This is a genomic window from Pleurocapsa sp. FMAR1, from assembly GCF_963665995.1.
Taxonomy (GTDB): domain Bacteria; phylum Cyanobacteriota; class Cyanobacteriia; order Cyanobacteriales; family Xenococcaceae; genus Waterburya.
Genome location: NZ_OY762512.1, coordinates 3229139 through 3246563 on the forward strand (window position 1 = coordinate 3229139; position 17425 = coordinate 3246563).

A 17425-nucleotide genomic window follows, 5' to 3' on the forward strand; every position below is an offset into this window, starting at 1 on the left:
CACATCGCAAATATTGAATCTTAAAGCAAAAAAAAGCTTTAGCATGATCTCGAAATAACAATATTTTTTACAGTCCCCAATATTCGATTCTTTGCTGTAGCCAACCCGATTTTTGCCAATGATAGATCGCCCGATCGACTTTATTACGTAGTTCCTGGTACTGTAAACCTTTCGGCATCACAATTGCCAATGCTGCCCCAGAAATCCTCTCTGGAAGAAGTTTATAAGCAGGATATTCTTGTATCCAACCTGTAAGTACAGAGCGATCGGCGGCAAAGGCATCAGCTTGTTTGGTTTCAATTAGCTGTAGTGCGTCTTGATAAGACTTTGCACCAATTAAAGTGGCATTGGGTAGTTTATTTCTGACTACGGCGATAGTTGCCGAATTTTCTAGTACAGCTATTTTGCTGTTGTTTAAACCTTTAATATTCTTAATTTCAGCGTTTTTGGTAATGATGCCTGTGCCATCAAGATAATAATAAGGGCTAAAATCGACTATTCTACTACGGGAAGAAGTAAGGGCGACTCTGGCGATCGCCATATCTACTCGATCGTTTAGAACTACCTGCAAACGTTCTTTGTTAGTCACAGGTAAAAACTCTACCGCCTCAGCCTCACCGAGTAATTCTTCTGCTAACTTATGAGCAATATCAATTTCTAGCCCAACTAAATTCCCTTTTTTATTGATAAAGCCCAAAGGACGCAAATTATCTTTTACAGCGACTTTTAGTTCTCCTCTTGAGGCAATTTCTGACCATTCCTCTGCAAGTATTAGTTGCGGGTTAGTTGCTAAAAAAGCGATCGCCAAGCTAGTCGAAGATATTGCCGTAACCAGACTTAAAAGTCTTTGTTTCATTCTGCTATTGCATTTGTTTGCTGAAGCAAATTTAACACTCAATGGTAATTTTGTTGAACAACTCAAATTTCAACTCCTCAATCCAGTAAAATTAAAAACTATTAAAAGGAGGTATGTGAGTGTATCGAGTTTATGGAGATATTCAGTCTGGCAATTGCTACAAAATCAAGCTGCTAATGAATCATCTTGAAATTGAGCATCAGTGGATAGAACTGGACATCCTGCAAGGTGAGACGAGAACCGAGAAATTTATAGCTAAGAACCCCAGCGGTAAAATTCCTGTACTTGAACCTACTCGGAGCGCATTCTCCTTCCAAGCGTTAGCTTGGTGGGGGTTAGCGACGACCAGGATTTAAATAGGCGAGTCTTGAGACTCTATATACTGTTTTACTATTTCTAATGGTGCGCCACCTGTAGAGACAATACAATATGCACCAGTCCAAAAAACTGGTTTATGATAAAACCGATCTAGGTGCGCTTGATAGTCTCTACGTATCAAGCGACTAGAGACGGTTTTTAGAGTATTAACCAGCCTCGATGGAGCAATATCTGGGTACATTTCTACGAGCAAATGGCAATGGTCTTCTTCTCCATTAAAACTAGTCAACTGACACTTTTTGCCTTCGCATAACCTAGTAAATATCTTTTCTAAGTCGTCAAGTATTTCTTTAGTTATTACTTTGCGCCGATATTTAGTTACAAAAACAATATGTACACTAAGTCGATAAACACAGCCTCTAGCCTTATTTAAGCTATTGTTTTTCATAACACACTAAAGTACAATACTCCTATGAGTATAACCCGTAGAGTAACTTTTAGGCTTTATCCCAGTGTGGTGCAGAACAATAAACTGCACTACTGGAGGAAGCTGCATAAATTGCTCTACAACGCCTGTGTGTCTCATAGAACTACCCAGTACAAGCAGTTTGGCGAGTCGATAGATTACTTCGACCAACAGAACTGCTTACCAGCGTTTAAAGAATGCTGGACTGAGTACAAAGAGCTTGGCTCTCATGCTCTTCAGGCGACGGTAAAACGGGTTGATTTTGCGTTCCTACGATTCTTTAGAATCAAGTCAGGATATCCCAAATTCAAGTCTTCTAGATTGTATAAAGGTTGGACGTATCCCTGTAAAGCTGGTTGGAAAGCCTGTACTTCAGGTAAAAATGGTTATCTCAAGCTATCAAACTTAGGTAACGTTAAAATGCGCGGTCAAGCCCGTGACTGGGGCGTTCCAAAGACCTGCACCATTTTGTTCAAGCAAGGCAAATGGTATGCTTCAATAACTGTTGAGTGTGTACCAAGCCGAATACAAACAGGTAATGGTGCAGTAGGTTTGGATTTTGGGACTCATCATGCAGTTGCATATAGTGATGGTACGATTGTTGATAATCCTCGGTTTGTTAAGCAGTCTCAAGAACAAGTTAACCGACTGGCTAAAAAAGGAAGGAGGAAGCGCACTCCTAACTGGAAAAAGAGAATCAAAGCCTCTCGTCGCTGGAAAAGAGCTAATAAAGCTGTAGCTAAAATACAGTCAAAAGTAGCCAGACAAAGACAAGATTGGCAACACAAGTTGGCTTCAGACATAGTTAGCTGTAATAGCTTCGTAGCCACAGAAAAATTAAACCTAAAAAACCTAACCCGTAAAGCTAAGAAGCGGTGCGACCCCGCGTCGCCGTTAGGCGCAAGGGAACGCGCACCAAGACAAGGCAGTAAGAGAAAAGCTCAGAAAACTGGACTCAATCGTAGCCTTTTAGATGTTGGGATAGGTAATCTAAAAAGCCTAATTAAGTACAAAGTAACCGAAGCGGGTGGCATTTACATCGAAGTGCCTACTCGCAAGCTTGCTCCATCTCAGACCTGTCCAGGCTGTGCCGCCAAACGCAAAAAGAACTTGAGTGAGAGATTCCACGTCTGCGATTGCGGTGTCCAACAACCATTAGACAGAGATGTAGCAGCAGCAATGGTTATGATTAATTACGCTAGGGGTAAGGAACTTGCCTCTACAGACGCGAGTAGTTTACCTGCTCATAAAGAGTCGTCAAGCTCTACTTCCTGCGGTAGCATGAAGCAACTTGGGGCGTTGAAGCGTCAGAAACTTACACCAAATCTTTGATTTGGTGTAAGTAGTTCATCTGACTTCAGGAAAATGTCTTTGGGAGTCTAATGCAATACTTAACTATTTAGCACACAACACCAGCTATTTACCTAATGAGCCATGGTCAAGAGCCAATGTTCTCAAGTGGCAGTTCTTTGAACAATATAGCCACGAACCTTATATTGCGGTAGCTAGATTTATTGCTAAATATCTTGGATTACCAGAAGCGCGCAGAGAAGAATTTGAGGCTAAACAAGTAGGTGGTAACAAAGCTCTTGCTGTTATGGAGCGACAACTGGCAGAAACTAAATTTTTAGTCAATGACACACTAACCATTGCAGATATATCCTTGTACGCCACTCCCATCCCATGTTTATTTTAGAAGAATTGTTTCGCGACCTAGATGATGTCTTGATTCAGTCGCTTCAAGTCGGGGAACCTCCGCAACGCTATTGGAAAGCATTCCCTAGCAAGGGAACGCGCCCGAACCCGAAGGGTTATCAGCCTAAGAAGCCTTCTCTCGATCTTGAAAAGGATTTAGCTCAATATGCTTAACCCGAACTCAGGTTATTTACTAACGGGCTTTCACGGACTGCACGTTACTGCTGGCATTATCTTACTGACCATCATGCTGCTCCGCTCTTTTATTCCCCGTATTTATCGAGATGGTCACTATGGGTTAACGGCAATTTCTTTGTTCTGGCACTTTGTTGATGTACTTTGGATCTTCCTGTTTTCTCTAATTTATCTCTGGTAATAAATACAGGGAGTAAAAAGTAGGTTACTTTTGTATCGTTAATATCTACCCCACATAAGTAGTTGTGCAAAATTAATTTCCTATTTGAGATCGGGGAAAGGTAAAGGCTATCGCAACTCGACTTATTCTCAAGTAGGTTGTAAGAAACTGCCAGCTACTTCGACTAACCAATCTACAAAAGTTAGAATCAATGGTTCTTTTGAGTGGTTTTCTAAATACACTGCTGAATAGTTAAAACCGTCTAGCGATACATTAAGAGGCTGGACTAAAAAACCTAACGCCAGATCATCAGCGACATGAATATTGCTGCATAACGCTACCCCTTGACCGGCGATCGCGGCTTGAATGGCTAAACTTTCCTCATCAAATGTCAGTCCTCGATTTGGGTCAATATCGTTTAGCTTTGTGAGGATAAACCAGTTTTTCCAATCAGGAGCGTCTGTGCCAAAGTGAATCCACTCAAAATGCAGCAGAGGATAATGCACTAAATCATCAGGCTTTTTAATTAGATGTTTACCCTCCAACAACCGTGGATTACAGACAGGCAGAAACACATCAGACATGAGCTTACGGACGGTAAACCCAGGATAGTTGCCTTTGCCATAACGAATGGCTAAATCAACCGTCTGCTTATTCAGGTCTACTACATCATTCGAGGTTTGTAGACGCAGATCGATGTCAGGATGAGCTTGCTGAAACTCAGATAAACGGGGAACCAACCACTTGGCTGCAAACACCGTCGTTACACTTACGGTCAAAGTATTAGATTCTGGAGTTTTCGTTAGCTGGGCGATCGCCGTTGCGATCGCGTGCAGGCTTTCGCGTACTGCTGGATACAGGAGTTGCCCTGCTTCAGTCAACGCCAGAGGACGAGGGCGACGGCGAAATAAGGTTACTCTCAGGTGTTCTTCGAGAACTTTGATTTGATGACTGACTGCGGTTGGCGTGACATCGAGTTCTTCAGCAGCTTGCTGGAAACTCAGGTGTCGAGCTGCAACCTCAAAGGTGTGCAAGGCGTTGAGCGGTGGCAGCGAGCGCATATATTTGTGGGTAAGTTTTTCTCATCTTAAACGTGAGCAAATTGAATTTGCAATCCCTCCTTATCCCTTGTTACTTTGAGAAGGAAGTGAAATTCTTAAAGAAATTATGGAATCAGACTTAGACACAATTAAGGTCATCAACACCTCCCAACTCTCGAATAGTTTTCTGGGCGATGTCATCGAAATTTGTATCGTTACTCGCGATTATCAGCAAACAATGGCAGGGTTTGTCCAGTTGGGTATAGATCCCTGGCGAGTTTACACCTTTAATGCTGAAACCGTTACAGAACAGATTTACAGAGGACACCCCGCTGAATATGCAATTAAAGTCTGTTTTGCTCAGTCCAAAAATGTAATCTGGGAAATTATGCAGCCCTTGTCTGGACCGACGATTTTTCAAAAATTTTTGGATCGGCACGATCAGGGAATTCATCACATTGCGTTTAACTGTGGCGATCGCCCCTGGAATGAGCGAATTCAGGAGTTTGAGTCCAGAGGATTTCGCTTGCTCCAGTTGGGCAAATGGATGGGGCAAAATACCTTTGCATTTTTGGGGACTGAGGATGCCACCAGCACCATCTTTGAAACTTACTTTTTTCCACCAGATTTTGAGTACCCAGAGCCTGAAGCCTGATTTCCAGAAGCCCCTTAGTAGGACAGCACATAGATGACGACAGTATTAAAAATTAAAGTAACGAAGCAATCTTCCCATTAACATAAGAACTAACATGAAAGAATTTAACGTGAACCTCAAACAGATTTCAACCGAGCCTGACCCCTATCAACCTTTTCTTTTATCTCAAGGGATTCAGGTTGGAGACTTAGTGTTCATTTCAGGACAAGCTGGTTATGCTGATAACGGAAAGATTGTTGCTGGTGGTTTCCGCGCCCAAGGTGAGCAGGCATTTTCCAACCTCGATCGCGCACTTATAGCTGGTGGCTCCAACCTCAATAACGTCGCTAAAGTGACCATTTTCCTGACGGACATGAGCAACTTTGATGAAATTGTCGAACTCCGCCGCAAGTATTTCAGCCTTCCCTATCCAGCCGATAGCATTGTCGAAGTTTCCAGACTCTACACGCCAGAAGCAATGATCGAAATCGAAGCAATTGGTGTAGTGAGCGAGGTGCGTCGCGACGTTGGTTGAATTTAATAAAAGAGATTTTTGACTGCATCAAAATTGCTGAGAGTCAGTGACCACCATGTCATTCCCATCGAATATTAGGAATTTGGAAATGAGTATTAAAATTAAAGTTTATTCGGACTACGTATGTCCTTACTGCTTTTTGGCAAAACAGACTTTAGATAAAGTTGCCAAAGAACAAGAGGTAGAAATAGAGTGGATGCCTTTCGAGTTAAGACCCTATCCTACACCTACGCTCAAACCTGAAGACGATTACCTACCGAGAGTGTGGCAACAGTCTGTTTATCCGCTGGCAGAAGCAATGGAAATTTCTATTCAGTTACCTAGTATTTCGCCACAGCCATATACTCATTCGGCTTTTGAAGGTTATCAATTTGCCAAAGCACATGGCAAGGCAGAGGCTTATAACGATAGAGTACTAAAAGCTTTTTTTCAAGAAGATCGTGATATTGGAGAACTTGAAGTACTTGTACAGTTGGCAGAAGAAATTGGTTTGCCAAAACAAGAATTCAAGCAGGCTTTAATTGAACGTAGATATAAAGCTATTCATCAGCAGGCTTTGAAACACGCTTATGAGTCAGTAGGAGTAACTTCTGTACCTACATTGGTAATTGGAGGACAAATATTCCTAGGTATACCTCGAAAAGAAAACTTACAACAAGCGATCAAGACAGCAAAAGCGAATTAACGCTTGAAATGACAGCACAAGCTAGATTAATCGGAATTTGTCAACGCCAAATCATCAAGTATTTAAAAAATATGACATCAAAAACCAACGTACCCCATCTTCTTAGTCCTTTAGAGAAAAGCTTATTTTTAAAGAACCGTGTCGTAATGGCTCCTATGACTCGCGGACGAGCAGGAGAAAAAAGAACGCCTAATTCCTTGATGACAGAATATTATGCTCAACGTACGGGTGCGGGCTTAATTGTTTCTGAAGGTACTGCGATCTCTCTGCAAGGTTATGGCTGGACTCATAGTCCAGGAATTTATACTTCCGAACAAATAGAAGCTTGGAAAGAGATAGTTAATGCGGTACACGCCCAGGGAACGCCAATTTTTTTGCAACTATGGCATACGGGTAGAGCATCCCACAGCAGTTTTCAGCCGAATAATCAGCTTCCCATCGCTCCATCGGCCATCAAAATTGAGGGAGCCCAAGCTCATACGCTTGACGGTAAAAAGCCCTATGAAACACCTAGAGCTTTAGAAACCGAGGAAATTCCCAGAGTGATTGAGGAATATCGTCAAGCAGCAGCAAATGCAAAAGAGGCTGGTTGTGATGGCGTAGAAATCCACGGGGCAAACGGCTATCTAATTGATGAGTTTTTGCAGTCGAAAACAAATCAGCGCAACGATAAATATGGTGGCAGTATTGAAAATCGCTATCGCTTTTTAAAAGAGGTGGTACAAGCAGTATTAACTGTTTGGGATGCGGGAAGTGTAGGAGTTAGACTTTCTCCCAACGGTAATTTTAACGACATGGGTTCGCCTGATTACCGTGACGCTTTTACCTATACTGTTCGACAACTAAATAACTATAAATTAGCATATCTGCACCTTGTTGATGGTTTGGCTTTTGGCTTTCATGAATTAGGAGAGCCAATGACCATCGCCGAATTTAGAAAGATCTATGATGGGGTGTTAATGGGTAACTGTGGTTACGATCGCCATGATGCAGAACAGGCGATCGCCTCGGGAAATGCCGATTTAGTGGCATTTGGTAGACTATATATCAGCAATCCAGATCTAGTAGATCGTTTTGTTAACAACTGGGAACTAAATCCCGATGCAAAGATGGATATTTGGTATTCTGCTGGTGCAGAAGGTTATATCGATTTTTCTACTTACAAAGAAGGGTCGTGATTACTAATTATTAATTAGAGTGGCGTACAGTTAAACTAATCTGACTATATCTAAACTTTCCACAAAAGAAAAAAGGTTAGCGCTCACGCCAACCCCAATTATACTGTTACGAAATTTGTAAATCTAAACCTTAGCCCCCTGCAACCGCAGGAACAATACTAACTTCATCACCATCACTTAGTGCTGTATCTGTACCCTCAAGGAAACGGATATCTTCACTGTTGACATAAAGATTTAAAAAACGACGAGGCTTTCCGCTTTCGTCACAAATACGAGCCTTGATACCAGGACAATTAGTTTCTAGAGAGTTAATTAGCTCGTCTATATTACTACCAGCACAGTCGATAGTGGCTTGATTGTTGGTGAACTTTTGCAGGGGGGTAGGAACTAATACTTTAACGGTCATGATCGATAGAAAAAGATTTAATAATGAATAGTTGAACCATTTACCTAGTTGGAAAAAATGATCGATGGTAAATGATAAATGTTAAACGCTGGTTTGTTGCCATTCCAAACGTTCTAGAGTACGAGAGCGTTCTAATGCACGTTCAAAGCTGTCTAGTTTTGGTTCAATAGTTAGAGGCTCACCAATGTATCCTTGTACTGCTTCTTGAGTTTTCAAGCCATTACCAGTGATATAGATAACTGTTTTCTCGTCTGGGTTAATTTTACCTGCTTCTACCAGCTTTTTAAGGACGGCAACAGTAGTACCACCAGCAGTTTCGGTAAAGATACCTTCGGTTTCAGCCAAAAGCTTCATACCTTCAATAATTTCAGCATCTGTAACAGATTCAATGTTGCCGTTAGTTTTGCGAGCAACATCTAAAGCGTAGTAGCCATCTGCGGGATTACCGATCGCAATAGATTTAGCGATCGTATTTGGCTTAACAGGAGTAACAAAGTCTCTGCCTTCTTTAAATGCTTGAGCAATGGGAGAACAGCCTTCTGCCTGTGCGCCACTAAAGCGAACTTTTTTGTCTTCTACTAAACCAACTTTAACGAACTCATTAAAGCCTTTATAGATTTTGGTAAATAATGAACCAGAAGCCAAAGGTGCAACTATATGATCGGGTAGTTCCCAGCCTAACTGTTCGGCTACTTCATAACCAAGAGTTTTGGAACCTTCAGAGTAGTAAGGGCGAAGATTGATGTTGACGAAACCCCAGCCATAGCTATTACCAACTTCAGAACAAAGTCGATTGACCTGATCGTAGTTGCCTTTAACTGCCATTACGGTAGGGTTATAAATCAGGGTACCCATGATTTTTCCTGCCTCTAAGTCCGCAGGAATAAATACGCAACAGTCCATACCTGCGTGTGCTGCGATCGCTGCTGTCGAATTAGCTAAGTTACCAGTACTAGCGCAGGAAACAGTAGAAAATCCTAGCTCTTTGGCGCGAGTCAAGGCTACAGACACTACCCTATCTTTGAAACTGAGGGTAGGCATATTAACCGCATCATTTTTAATATAAAGATTTTTTAGACCCAAACGACGAGCTAAACGATTGGACTTAACCAAAGGAGTCATGCCTGTACCGACATCAATCGGATTTTCGCTTTCAACTGGCAAAAATGCTTTGTAACGCCAAATTGAATTGGGCCCTGCCGCAATAGTTTCACGGCTGACTTGACGACGAATTTCATCGTAATCATATTCAACTTCTAGAGGCGAAAATGTTTCTTCGCAAACATTGAGAGCCTTAAGAGGATATCTTACACCACCTTCTTTGGATATTAGGTTGGTGAAAGTTCTTCCTTTAGTGGTTTTGATGGGTGTTTGGGTCATGATTTATTTTTTACTTCGTCAACAGTGATTTTGATAGTATCACAGGTAAAAAGAACCAGTCAATCATACCCGATAATTTTGGTCGGGTATAAACAAACACTTTAAAAAATGGGTTTTTAGAGCAAAAACGAACGATAAATTGAGACTTTTCCCAGGTTTTGTGAATTAATATAAATTTTTAAGCAAAAACAACTTGATTTAGTCGCTGTTTTTTTAGTAATCTACTAAAACTGTTTACTTAGAAAATTGTTATTTTGGCGACAGATTTTGAATAAATATTTAGATAGCGCGGTTATGATGACTAGTGTTTGCTCAATAACTTTAGCAACTTTCTCCTTCGCCGCAGATAAAAACCCCGATCCACAATCTCATCTAGTCAATAAAATTCAACTACAGAAACTAGATCGATCCTCAAAGGTTAATTTAAAAAATTTAGAAACCGAAACTCGGCAAACTCCTAGAAAGACAAGCTTAAAAAAGATAACTCCCAAACCCATTTCTCCTGTAGCAATTAATCTCATCAAGGAGTTCGAGGGATTTGAAAGGCAGGCTTATATAGATACTGACGGTGAGGCTGTAATTGGCTATGGCTTATCGCAAATAGAGGGTAAACCAGTTCAGGTTGGCGATCGCGTTTCTGCCGAACAAGCTAATGCTGCCTTAAAAGCTCAAGTGCAAGAAATTCAGCAAGAGTTGGATCGAGCTATCAAAGTCAAATTGAGCGATCGCCAATTAAGTGCATTAGCTTCACTCTCCTTTAATGTGGGCGTAGATTATATTGCAGAAAGTACCCTGATCAGAAAAATTAATGCCAAAGATTATGCTGGTGCAGCCAATGAGTTTTTACGCTGGGACAAAGCCAATGTCGGAGGCGCACTGGTACAAATGCCAGGACTAACTAGAAGAAGACAAGCAGAAAGACAGCTATTTTTAGAGGGACAAAGCCTTTAGCCGCATGTAGGGATGAAGAATAGACCTCTTGCACGAACATAAATCTTAGTTAAATATGAAGTCAGAGGTCAGAGGTCAGAGGTCAGAGGTCAGAAATTAACATCGAAAATATCTAAAAAATATTTATGTAAGAAGTCTAATAATGACTAAAGCTTTAATCATGACAAATCCAATCAAGATATTTAGGTTCATCAACCAAATCTTGAGCCAATAAAAAACTAGATATTGTCCAATTCTGATATTTTCTGGCTTCTTTGCCGACTAAGCGACCGTTTTTACCATCATAATATTCTGCCCACTCATCTTTATGTAAGCGTTTGGCTGCAATTTCAATCGCTCTTTTAGCCAAGTCTAAACGATCCATTTTTATCGCTGCTGCTGCCATAAAACATAACAACACTGGCCAATTGCCCCCGTTGTGATATGACCATGGACGATTTTTGGGGTCACAACCTGTAAGTATTTGCCAATCTCTACCTTTGAGGGCAGGAAAACAAATTTTCATTGGCATCCAGCCGACCAAATCTTCCCATTTGGTATCGATGGTGTGCATAATGATTTGCCCCTGTTGACGCATGACCAAAGAAGATAAAATTGCCATCATATTACCCAAAGCAAAGAAACGACAGTCCAAATGGGATGGTCCTAGATTGCCTGCCAAATATCCTCCTTCTTCGGGAAACCATTCGCTTAATTCGGCATAGGGAATAGATTCTGCATAAATATTAAACTGGTTTAAAGCATCTTCTCCATACTCTTCAGAGTGGTAGCGATAAATAACGTTTAACTTTTCTGGATCTAGCCAATAATTGTGACGAATGTGGCTGGTTAAAGCTGCAAGACGACCATCAATTGCTTGGAGAATTTTATCATTTTCCTGATTATTTAAAAGCAATTCTCTGGCACATTTCAAAGTTGTATGAAACAAAGCCTGGATTTCTAAAGGATGCCCATTAATTCCCATACGACGGTCAATCATGCACGCCCCATCAGGAACGAGTAAAGTTGGATACATATCAAATCTTGCCGACAGACAAAGCTCAATAATGAGTCGAATTCCTTTCTGCATTTCTGGAGTATGAGCAAAAGAATTTTCTGCTGTCGCTCTGACATAAGCCCTCAACAAAAACATCCACCATAAACAAGAGTCTACAGGAGTAACTCTACCAATAGCATGATCGCCAAAATCAGCCTTGAGAAATTCTTCACCTCCTTGATGCAGCACTTTAAAACTAGCGGGCATCAAGCCTCTTCCTGGTTCGAGAAAATCTAGCTGTTTTTCCTTAATTTGCAGTTTTAGGGTTTCCAGCAAAAAATTATGGACGACTTCGGATCTACCTCTGATCAGAAAAATCAAGGCTGCCGGAACAAAGTCACGTACAAAACACTGATCGTAATTTAGTGAGGGTGAACTGTAATCACTAGCAGCCAAAGTCCCTATAGGGCGACCTCGATAATAAATGATAGATGATTCAAGAGCTTGCCATGCCTCGGCAGCGATAAGATAACTTTGTTTGGCAATCAATTTTTTTAAATCCCTAGATATGATGAGACCGCTGGTTTTTAATTAGCTTTATCTGCTGTAAGGCGTTTTGCTAGTTAATATAGTTGATTTTATATCATCGTTAGTTTATCAACAAAATTAGGCACTAGTATCATCAAAGTGAAACGCGATCGCTCCTAAAATGTCTAATTTCTGCTCAAAATTCATTTCTTGATCCTGGAAATTGCCATATCGGTATTTACCCGAATATAACCACCAGCAAAGACATTGTAAATTCGCAAAATTGCTTAAATTAGATATTTTGTCTGGTTTTTGTCTACCAAAAGTATGGTATATGCTTAACCTTTTGTTTGAAACCAATTTCAGTTTTCAGACGTACTAAGATTAAGTGTAGATGTTGCTTTTATTAATCAAGTTGCTGGGACGATTGAGTTAAATATGACAAGCTTGAGCTTAGATTCGCGAAAAAAACTATTAAACAGACGTTACTATCTTCATGAATTGATAGCTCAAAGTAGCAACAGTAGAGTTTTTTTGGCTAGCGATCTAGTTTTAAGACATCAAAAATGCGTCATCAAACAGTTGTGTCTAAATTTTTCTTCTGCTCAGGAAAAGCAGACAAGAGAGCTAATCTTCCAAGAAGAAGCCCAAATATTAAAAAAACTTGCTGGTAAACATTCTCAAATCTGCCAATTTTATGATTACTTCAGTGATTCTCACGGTTTATATTTGGTGCAGGAATGGATTCAAGGAGTTACTTTAGAACAAAAATTAAGTAGTCAACAAAAGCTATCAGAGTCTGAAACTAGAGACATTTTACTAAATTTGTTACCTGTTTTAGAATGTATTCATAGCTTGGGAATTGTTCACCGCGATATTAAACCAAGCAACATTATTTTACGGGCAAAAGATAATTTACCAGTGCTGATTGATTTTGGTGTTGCCCACAGGGTTAGCACTCGTCGCCAAAAACTCATAGTTGGTACACCAGGATATATGTCTCTAGAACAAGCAATGGGGCATACAACTTATAATAACGACCTCTATAGTTTAGGTTTAACAGCGATTCATCTTTTAACAGGGAAATCGCCACTAACTTTCGATTTTGAAATAAATCAAAGCAATTTTGAACAACAAAAAAGGACTGCTTCTAATCAGAATCTAATGGTAGTCATCGAACGTGCGATCGCTCCTAATTATAGTCAAAGATTTGCTTCTGCCAAGGAAATGCTTTCAGCGTTGCAGTTTCCCAAAGCAACATCATCTTTAACTCCGACAAATACTCATAAATTTCGCTTAAAATCATGGGCAATATATTTCATGATTGGTATACAGCTTACTTGGGTGTGTCTAGGCTTGAATTACCTAACCTCGGAACTTGATGAGCGACCACCGATAAACTTGTTAGACTCCCAAGCTAAATTGCTTCTCCCAACTGACGATGATATTGAACCTATAGATAAGAAAACCAAGAATTTACCAACTAAGAATAATGCTCTTCAAGCTGTAATTTTTATTCCTGGGACTTCAGAAAGCAAAATCCTTCAGGCTTTAGGAGAACCTGTTTGGCGCCAACCAGGTTTTTGGGCAAATAGTATTGCCTGGTCTTATGAAAATGTTGTTTCCAAGGGAATTGACCTGGGATATGTGTTTGACACTCAAACAAATAAGCTGCGTCAAGCAGAAATAGCTGTTCCACCTGCAACTAACTTTAATACAGTCTACTCTGCCCTAGATTCGCTTTTGGCAGTAGAACCCACCCCTGACTTAAAACAAGGATTACAAGCCGTATATCGTCGTCAAAAAACTACCTATGATTTTTCGGTAAATGGCTTAAAAGGTATTATTCAGCGCAATCAGAAAGACCGCATCTATATAGCGGTTTGGGAAGCAGATTTTCATTAATTTAAATTTAAAGTTTAGATGAATCCAATTGCCTTGCATGAGCGTACTAACAATAGAGGCAGAGTTAAATTAATCTCTGTCTGCCGTGACAATCCTAATTGAGGTTTCTAAATAGGCTAGATAAAAGTTAGGGATACTATCTATCTCTTAGACCTTTTAGGGTTGTGCAGCGATTAGCATGAGTCCCACGATAGTATACGGATTTTGCAACCGCAAAAGGCGATCGCTTGTTCTATTTATTAAAAAATAGGGCAAGTTTCGCTATGAAAAAATTAGCCAGAGATTTAATTTTTATGGAATACAAAGTAGATTTAAGTACACTCAACAGTTCATTTGGTTCTGATGCCAGTGGCGAGGCGAAACTAACCCTTGATGCACCAACTAAAGATACTCGTACTCTGCGAGTTCAAGTTGACGCTAGCGACTTAGAAGATCTTAGCGATATTGGTGGAGTCCACGTTGCCCATATTCACGGACAGTTTGTAGGAAATGCTGACAAGCCTCTCTTAGAACAGGGTGATGGTAGCTTTTTTGATGGGACGGGAGGAGAACCCGTAAATTCAATTCTGCCAACTGTAGCCAATAGTGATGTTGACGGTGATGGCTTTGTTAATTTCCTTGAAGGTCGTCCCAACTATGGTCCAGTAGTTCTCAATTTGACCTCAGAACAGATTGAATCAGCACCAGATGGCACACCACCTCTAACTAATTTCCTCAATTTAGCGACAGCAGGTGAAATTAATCCAGCCGAGCTATTTCCTTCAGGCACAGAGTTTAATCTAGATACTACCTATACCTTCGACTTAAACGATCCAGATCAACTGCGTCAGTATAACAATTTAACGCCCCTAGACGAGCGAGAAGTGGTTGTACATGGTTTGACAATTCCTACAGAAACTTCTGAGGCGATCGACGAAACTGCTATGGGAACAGCACCAGCAGGGATGGATCTGGGTAATGGCGAAGCTTTCCGCATTACTGCACCTGTAGCAGCAGGAGAAATCAAAGCACAAAAATCAACAGATGTTTCTCAGCTTGTAGCCTTAACCGACCATAACTCATTAGTCTCATTTGACTCTAATAATCCTGGTGCAAGTCAGTTTACCGATGTTACTGGAGTTGAAGGTACGTTGTTGGGTATTGATACTCGTCCTGCCGATGGTTCTATTTACGGTATTTCAACTGCCAATAATATTTATACTATTGATGCGGATAGCGGTGCAGCTATTTATGTTAGCACCCTTGATACGCCCTTTGAAGGGGGAACTATATCGGGATTTGACTTTAATCCTGTTGCCGATCGCCTGCGTTTAGTAGGAGATAACGATCAAGACTTTCGGATTAACGTAGATACGGGAGAAGTAACCGTTGATGGGACTTTAGCATTCGGTTCAGGAGATTCTAATGAGGGCGTAAATCCTAACGTTACTGCTGCTGCCTATACTAACTCCTTTGATGGCACTATTTCCACTCAGCTATACGATATTGATACTTTGTTAAATGACGTAGTATTGCAAGATCCTCCTAACGATGGCACATTAGTTACCGTTGGCGATTTAGGCATTGATTTTGATACTCTAGGTGGATTTGACATTGTTTCTGCTGTAGAAGGCGATAATACAGCTTTTGCTGTTTCTAACACGACTTTATATTCGATAGATTTAGAAAGTGGTGCAGCCAATAGTTTAGGCGATGTTGGCTCAATTGATCCTTTAAATTTACAAGGATTGACCGCAGTTCAAGCTCCACCAACAATTGACGAAATTTTAGCCAACTCCAAATTTGTAGCCTTAACTGATAACAATACTTTAGTTTCTTTCGCTTCTGATAACCTAACAGATTCAGATTCAGTAGAAATTACGGGAGTAGAAGGAACATTACTCGGTATTGATACTCGTCCTGCCGATGGCTCTATCTACGGTATTTCTACTGCCAATAATATTTATACCATTGATGCAGATAGCGGTGCAGCTACATACATCAGCACCCTAGATACGCCCTTTGAAGGAGGAACTATATCGGGATTTGACTTTAATCCTGCTGCCGATCGCCTGCGTTTGGTAGGAGATAATGATCAAGACCTTCGGATCAATGTGGACACTGGCGAAGTAACCGTTGATGGAACTTTGGCTTTCGATGAAAGCGATTTCAATCAGGGCGTAAACCCCAATATTACTGCTGCTGCTTATACTAACTCTTTTGATGGTACTGATAGCACTCAGCTATACGATATTGATACTCTGTTAAATGACTTGGTGCTACAAGATCCGCCCAATGAAGGAACTTTAGTTAGCGTCGGCGATTTGGGAATTGATATTGATACTTTGGGTGGCTTTGATATTGTCTCTTCTCTTGATGGAGATAATGCAGCTTTTGCTGTCTCAGACTCAACTTTCTATTCCGTTAACCTTGGTACGGGAGAAGCGTTGAGTTTGGGTGAAATTGGTGAAATTGATGATTCAAATGCTGATAACCTTCAGGGATTAACTGTCGTTACTGATTTTGTCTAAAATAAATCGCCCTTTGTCGATCTCAAACTTGGGAGAGTAAATTAACTCAAAGTCTTCCAAGTTTGAACGTGATGGGGTATGGCGAGGAAACTTCGCCATACCCCATCACTCTGTTGGCGGATTTAGCGACCGTTACTAAAACTGACTAATTTCAGATTTACCGTCTACAATCTTGCCGACTAGAATAATATCTGCCACGCCAACGAACAAGCCATTTTCTAGCACTCCTGGAAAATTATTGATCGTTTTTTCCATTTCCTCAGGGTTGGTAATATGGTCAAATTTTACATCAATAACTAAATTGCCTTGGTCTGTGACCACTGGTCCAGCTTTTTTTACACCCATCCGCAATTCTGGTTTTCCCCCTAGCTTTTCTAAGCTTCGCATCACAGGAGCAACCGCCATAGGAATTACTTCTACAGGCAGCAAGAAAGTTGAACCGAGTTTATCAACTAGTTTGCCTTCATCTACGACGACAATAAATTCTTTAGCTAGAGAATCTACAACCTTTTCACGAGTGTGTGCTGCGCCACCACCTTTAATTAAGTTTTTTTGAGGATCGACTTCATCCGCACCATCGATCGCAATATCAATATGATCGATAGCATCTAGAGTAACTAAGGGGATGTTAAATTTTTTTGCCAATACTTCTGCCTGAAAAGAAGTAGGTACACCGACAATATTTTTAATTTCCCCCTTTGCCAGGCGATCGCCTATATACTCAATAGCATAGGCAGCAGTAGAACCAGATCCTAGTCCGACGATAGAGTCTGATTTTACGCGATCGGCAGCAGCTTTCCCTACCTCTTGCTTCATAGTTTTGACAGGATCGCTCATTGATTTTATCTCCGTATATTATCTTGTTGGATTTATTCAATCTGGGACTTATTTTCGCAGATATTTTCCCAAAACCCTAAAAAAATTACGGTGTCCAATTCCTCCTAGTTACCTAGAGAGTTATTGTCACCGTGTCATTTCATTGAGCGTTTAGCATTTAACATTGGTTT

At 40.7% G+C, this 17425-nt stretch carries 16 protein-coding genes and 3 pseudogenes; 11 read left to right on the forward strand and 8 right to left on the reverse strand.

Annotation, left to right across the window (positions count from 1 at the left end):
- Positions 1-67: 67 nt before the first annotated feature.
- Positions 68-856: a transporter substrate-binding domain-containing protein gene (locus SLP02_RS15710; RefSeq protein WP_319421633.1), complete on the reverse strand. Its 789-nt coding sequence runs from the start codon at positions 854-856 to the stop codon at positions 68-70.
- Between the two features lie 119 nt (positions 857-975).
- On the opposite strand from SLP02_RS15710, the pseudogene SLP02_RS15715 reads away from it, so the two are divergent.
- Positions 976-1146, forward strand: a pseudogene (locus tag SLP02_RS15715) (glutathione S-transferase family protein); the annotation flags it as partial.
- A gap of 62 nt (positions 1147-1208) precedes the next feature.
- Here SLP02_RS15715 and tnpA read toward each other — a convergent pair.
- Positions 1209-1622: an IS200/IS605 family transposase gene (tnpA, locus tag SLP02_RS15720; protein WP_319421635.1), complete on the reverse strand. Its 414-nt coding sequence runs from the start codon at positions 1620-1622 to the stop codon at positions 1209-1211.
- A 24-nt stretch (positions 1623-1646) separates the two neighbouring features.
- On the opposite strand from tnpA, the gene SLP02_RS15725 reads away from it, so the two are divergent.
- The 3 genes and pseudogenes from SLP02_RS15725 to SLP02_RS15730 all read left to right on the forward strand — a co-directional run.
- Positions 1647-2972, forward strand: a complete 1326-nt coding sequence (locus tag SLP02_RS15725; RefSeq protein WP_319421636.1) for an RNA-guided endonuclease InsQ/TnpB family protein — start codon at positions 1647-1649, stop codon at positions 2970-2972.
- A gap of 10 nt (positions 2973-2982) precedes the next feature.
- Positions 2983-3312, forward strand: a pseudogene (locus tag SLP02_RS26725) (glutathione S-transferase family protein); the annotation flags it as partial.
- A gap of 210 nt (positions 3313-3522) precedes the next feature.
- Positions 3523-3711: pseudogene (locus SLP02_RS15730) on the forward strand (cytochrome c oxidase subunit 3); the annotation flags it as partial.
- Between the two features lie 128 nt (positions 3712-3839).
- On the opposite strand, the gene gcvA reads toward SLP02_RS15730, so the two are convergent.
- Positions 3840-4751 (reverse strand): transcriptional regulator GcvA, encoded by a 912-nt coding sequence (gene gcvA, locus SLP02_RS15735; protein WP_319421638.1) that lies wholly within the window; start codon positions 4749-4751, stop codon positions 3840-3842.
- Between the two features lie 106 nt (positions 4752-4857).
- On the opposite strand from gcvA, the gene SLP02_RS15740 reads away from it, so the two are divergent.
- The 4 genes from SLP02_RS15740 to SLP02_RS15755 all read left to right on the forward strand — a co-directional run bounded on the left by SLP02_RS15740 (position 4858) and on the right by SLP02_RS15755 (position 7762).
- A complete protein-coding gene (locus SLP02_RS15740; protein ID WP_319421639.1) occupies positions 4858-5385 on the forward strand; it encodes a VOC family protein in 528 nt (175 codons plus the stop codon).
- 94 nt (positions 5386-5479) lie between these two features.
- Positions 5480-5899 (forward strand): RidA family protein, encoded by a 420-nt coding sequence (locus SLP02_RS15745; RefSeq protein WP_319421640.1) that lies wholly within the window; start codon positions 5480-5482, stop codon positions 5897-5899.
- Positions 5900-5987: 88 nt separating this feature from the next.
- Complete coding sequence (locus SLP02_RS15750) at positions 5988-6584, forward strand: DsbA family oxidoreductase (protein ID WP_319421641.1); 597 nt, start codon at positions 5988-5990, stop codon at positions 6582-6584.
- 71 nt (positions 6585-6655) lie between these two features.
- On the forward strand, positions 6656-7762 hold the full coding sequence (locus SLP02_RS15755; protein ID WP_319421642.1) for an alkene reductase: 1107 nt from the start codon (positions 6656-6658) through the stop codon (positions 7760-7762).
- A gap of 130 nt (positions 7763-7892) precedes the next feature.
- On the opposite strand, the gene SLP02_RS15760 is transcribed toward SLP02_RS15755, so the two are convergent.
- The gene (locus SLP02_RS15760; RefSeq protein WP_319421643.1) at positions 7893-8168 is read right to left on the reverse strand and encodes a MoaD/ThiS family protein; all 276 of its coding nucleotides are present in this window, start codon (positions 8166-8168) and stop codon (positions 7893-7895) included.
- Between the two features lie 81 nt (positions 8169-8249).
- On the reverse strand, positions 8250-9548 hold the full coding sequence (gene thrC / locus SLP02_RS15765; protein WP_319421644.1) for a threonine synthase: 1299 nt from the start codon (positions 9546-9548) through the stop codon (positions 8250-8252).
- A gap of 294 nt (positions 9549-9842) precedes the next feature.
- Here thrC and SLP02_RS15770 point away from each other — a divergent pair, with 294 nt between their 5' ends.
- Positions 9843-10499: a lysozyme gene (locus tag SLP02_RS15770; protein ID WP_319421645.1), complete on the forward strand. Its 657-nt coding sequence runs from the start codon at positions 9843-9845 to the stop codon at positions 10497-10499.
- Positions 10500-10653: 154 nt separating this feature from the next.
- On the opposite strand, the gene SLP02_RS15775 is transcribed toward SLP02_RS15770, so the two are convergent.
- Entirely contained in the window at positions 10654-12021 is a 1368-nt protein-coding gene (locus SLP02_RS15775; RefSeq protein WP_413467387.1) for a glycoside hydrolase 100 family protein, read from the reverse strand.
- Between the two features lie 120 nt (positions 12022-12141).
- Complete coding sequence (locus SLP02_RS15780; protein ID WP_319421647.1) at positions 12142-12363, reverse strand: hypothetical protein; 222 nt, start codon at positions 12361-12363, stop codon at positions 12142-12144.
- A gap of 78 nt (positions 12364-12441) precedes the next feature.
- On the opposite strand from SLP02_RS15780, the gene SLP02_RS15785 reads away from it, so the two are divergent.
- On the forward strand, positions 12442-13908 hold the full coding sequence (locus SLP02_RS15785) for a serine/threonine protein kinase (RefSeq protein WP_319421648.1): 1467 nt from the start codon (positions 12442-12444) through the stop codon (positions 13906-13908).
- Between the two features lie 263 nt (positions 13909-14171).
- Positions 14172-16418, forward strand: coding sequence for a DUF4394 domain-containing protein (locus tag SLP02_RS15790; RefSeq protein WP_319421649.1), 2247 nt, complete (start codon positions 14172-14174; stop codon positions 16416-16418).
- 135 nt (positions 16419-16553) lie between these two features.
- Here the strand turns inward: SLP02_RS15790 and rpiA are convergent, their stop codons facing one another.
- On the reverse strand, positions 16554-17255 hold the full coding sequence (rpiA, locus tag SLP02_RS15795) for a ribose-5-phosphate isomerase RpiA (RefSeq protein ID WP_319421650.1): 702 nt from the start codon (positions 17253-17255) through the stop codon (positions 16554-16556).
- Positions 17256-17425: the final 170 nt, after the last annotated feature.